1 protein-coding gene is annotated in these 1,309 nt (G+C 62.3%); it reads right to left on the bottom strand.

The features are described from left to right. Window positions 1-27: 27 nt before the first annotated feature. A protein-coding gene (locus RM190_RS23290; protein ID WP_311761868.1) for an IS3 family transposase occupies window positions 28-1,235 on the bottom strand; the annotation gives its coding sequence in 2 pieces (ribosomal slippage) (window positions 28-911 and window positions 911-1,235; 1,209 coding nt in all). Between the last annotated feature and the right edge of the window lie 74 nt (window positions 1,236-1,309).

Raw genomic sequence — 1,309 nt, 5'->3', positions numbered from 1 at the left:
TGGTCTTGCCCCCATTTCACCGGACACTCAGGCGGTTGTGGTTTGAGCTGCGATGAACTCGCGGGGCGAGCGCATTTTCAGCCCTGAGTGCGGGTGGTTGTCGTTGTAGTCCTCGATCCAGCCTCCGATCAATCCGAGAGCGGTCTGGGCGTTCGGCAGCGGCGTCACCTGGACGTAGTCGCGCTTCAGCGTCTTCACGAAAGCCTCCGAGATGCCGTTGCTTTGTGGGCTCTGGACAGGCGTGAAGCAGGGCTTCAGGCCTAATTGACGGGCGAAGATCTGCGTGTCCTTCGCGATGTAGGGCGAGCCGTTGTCGGACAGCATCTCGATGACCGAGGGCGCTCGGTATGCGCCGAAGCGACGTTCCACGGCTTCGAGCATGATGTCGCGGATGTCGGAGCCACTGATCCCAGCGTTGACCACTGCGCGCCAGGCTATGACCTCACGGTCGTGAGCATCGATGAGGAAGGCGCCCCGGATGATGTCGCCGTTCCAGCAGGCGAATTCGAACCCGTCGCTACACCAGCGCAGGTTCGAGCGCATGACGATCACCTTGCCGTCGTGAACATGCTCGGGGCGTTCGGAGTATTTCCTTGCCAGCAGCAGGTTATGGGCCTGCATGATCCGGTAGACCCGCTTGTGATTGACCGGCGCAAGGCCCTCTGATCGCAACTGCCGGTTCAGGATCGCCGTGATCCGCCGGTAGCCATAAGTCGGACGCGCCGACACGAGGGCCGTGATCAACGGCACCACCGCCGCGTCTTGCGCCTTTTGATAGCGCCGACGCGGCTTCGTCCTGCCCTTCAGCCGGTCAATCAGGTTGGAACGGGCAACACCCAGGGTTTCCGCCACCACCTTCACTGGAAGTCGCCTTTCAACGGCGACCGCGCGAGCCACGTCGGTTTTTTTGACCGTGACTTGTCCAAGGCCTCGCGCAGGATCTCGGCCTCCAGCGTCTTGCGGCCAAGCTGGCGTTCGAGCTCGCGGATGCGATCCTCCAGTTGCCGCACGATCCTGTTGCTGGTGACTTCATCGTCCTCAGACACGGCGACACTCCCCCCTTCGAGCATGAGCCGCCGCCAACGATACAACAGGTTCGGCGCCACGCCATTGCGGCGCGCCACGACCGAGATGCTGGCCCCCTCGTCCAGCGTCTCCTCGACGATCCGCAGCTTCTCGGCCGCAGTCCAGCGGCGTCGACGGCCACCATCGGTGATGATCTCTATCTCAGACATAAGCACGTGCTCAGGCGTATGCCTAAGCCTCCATGATTATGCCCAAGTGTCCGGTCGAAAAGGGGGCCAGTTCA

It is taken from the genome of Paracoccus broussonetiae (assembly GCF_031854425.1).
GTDB lineage: Bacteria > Pseudomonadota > Alphaproteobacteria > Rhodobacterales > Rhodobacteraceae > Paracoccus > Paracoccus broussonetiae.
This window is presented reverse-complemented; position numbering and strand designations above follow the sequence as displayed.